Raw genomic sequence first — 2,049 nt, 5'->3', positions numbered from 1 at the left:
CGGCGGCGGAGGCGCGCCGGGCGGGCCGGCCGTGCCCGCGGCGCCGGTGCGCGAGGGATATGTGACGTCACGTCCCGGTACCGTCCCGGGGTGCTGCTGGCCGTGACCGTCGCCGGGGACCTCGCGACGATCGGCGCCCACCGGGAGCACGTCGACCTCGCGCCCGCCGGCCGGCTGACGGTGGAGCGGCGCGGCGCCGCGGTCTTCGTCGGGTTCGACTGGCCCGCGCGGGCGCCGGAGGTGGAGGTCCGCTGGAGCGGCCGCCGGATGCTGGTCGGCGCGGCCGCCTACCGCTCCCAGGGCGGGATCCGCCTGGAGGCGCCCGAAGGCGAGCCGCTGACGGTCGAGGTGGCGCCGACGGCGACCGTGCGCGGAGAGCGCGTCCGCGGTCCCGCGGTGTCGGCGAGCCTGGCCGCCGCCGTCCCCGTGCGCTACGACCTGCGCGTCGAAGGGCTGCCGTTCAGGCGGTCGCTGGTCGTCGAGGTCACCTCGGACCGGCCGGTACGGCTCGCGAGGCTCGCCCTGGTGCTGAAGGCGGGGGCGATCCAGCCCCGTTCGGCGGACGACGGACGGGTGCTCGGCGAGTGGACCGGCGTCGAGGTCCCCGCCCGGCTCACGGTGCCGGCGCCCCGGCAGGCCGGGCCGTACTGGCTGAGATGTTTCGCCGAGGAGGGCGTCGAGCTCGTCGACCCGCCCGTCCGGCGCATGAAGACGGGATGAGCATTGATCACCTGCCCGTACTGTTTCGCGAAGGTGGCGCGGAACCGGATCGCCTTCCGCTGCATGGGCAAGAGCGGCAGGGGGAACGGCTGCGACCCCCGGGCGGACGAGGTCCTCGGCGCGTTCCGCGGAGGCGCGGCGCCCCTCCTCCCGCCGGTCTTCTCGGTGCGCAGGCCGGGCCGCCGCGCCGAATGCCCCGACTGCCGCAGGGAGACGGGGTGGCGGGTCTGCCCCGAGTGCCACAGCAGGCTGCCCGCCGAGTACTGCGCCAACCCCGGGAAGATCGTCGCACTGGTCGGGGCGAAGGGCTCGGGCAAGAGCACCTACATCGCGGTGCTGCTGCACGAGCTGATGAACCGGGTCGGCGCCGAGCTGGACGCCTCCCTCGTGCCGTGCGACGACCGGACGATCGAGCGGTACAAGCAGGACTTCTCCCGGCCGCTCTACGGTCAGAACCGGCTGCCGGAGGTCACCCAGTCGGCCGCGAACAGCCTCCGGGACCCGCTGGTCTACCTGCTCACCCGGACGATCCGCGGCAGGCTGCGCAGCCGTACCGAGTCGCTGACCCTGGTCCTGTTCGACACCGCGGGCGAGGACCTGCGCAGCCGCGACGTCACCGAGATGCACCTGCGGTACCTGAACGCGGCGGACTCGGTGATCTTCCTGGTGGACCCGCTGGAGCTGCCGGGCGCGCGGGACTCCCTGAACGGCGCGGCCCGGGCGGCGAGCGGGGCCCTGGCCGACGACCCGGACAGCGACCCGGTCAACGTGATCAGCCGCGTCACCGAGCTGCTGCGGCACCGGGGCGGCGGCGGGGCGGTGAAGATCCCGGTCGCCGTGGCGCTCAGCAAGATCGACGCCCTGCAGCCGTCCATGGAGCGGCAGTCGGCGCTGCACCGCGCACGCGAGCGGATCGGCGCGCTGGACCTGGACGACCGCGAGGCGGTGCACGAGCAGATCCGGGCCCTGCTCGACGGGTGGCAGGCCGCCATGCTCGACCGCTACCTGCGCCAGAACTACGCGGACTACGCGTTCTTCGGCCTGTCGGCGCTCGGCGCGGTGCCCGAGCCCGGCAGGGTCGGCGCGGGCGGCATCAGGCCGTACCGGGTCGAGGACCCCCTGCTGTGGCTGCTCCACCGGTTCAAGATGCTCGACGGCGTGCGGAGGTAGGACGTGGCCTGGCAGCTGCACTACACCTCGGCGGAGGCCGGGCCGACCGGCAGATCCGGCTTCCAGATCGTGGCCGGGACCGCCGGCCTGCCGGAGGGCCTGTCCGCCGCGGTCGCGCCCTACCTGACCTACCGGCCGCCGCCGGACGCGCCGCCGGCG

The 2,049-nt window shown here is 75.0% G+C and carries 3 protein-coding genes; all 3 read left to right on the top strand.

Translation table 11 applies throughout. The features are described 5' to 3' along the window. Positions 1-90 precede the first annotated feature (90 nt). Complete coding sequence (locus ACWJ6R_RS35280) at positions 91-720, top strand: hypothetical protein (RefSeq protein WP_449066367.1); 630 nt, start codon at positions 91-93, stop codon at positions 718-720. 33 nt (positions 721-753) lie between these two features. After that, the gene (locus ACWJ6R_RS35275) at positions 754-1,890 is read left to right on the top strand and encodes a GTPase domain-containing protein (protein ID WP_449066366.1); all 1,137 of its coding nucleotides are present in this window, start codon (positions 754-756) and stop codon (positions 1,888-1,890) included. Between the two features lie 3 nt (positions 1,891-1,893). Then, positions 1,894-2,049, top strand: a 156-nt coding sequence (locus tag ACWJ6R_RS35270) for a GAP1-N2 domain-containing protein (protein ID WP_449066368.1), incomplete at its 3' end; no start/stop codon positions are given.

The organism is Planomonospora algeriensis, assembly GCF_977012225.1.
This window is presented reverse-complemented; position numbering and strand designations above follow the sequence as displayed.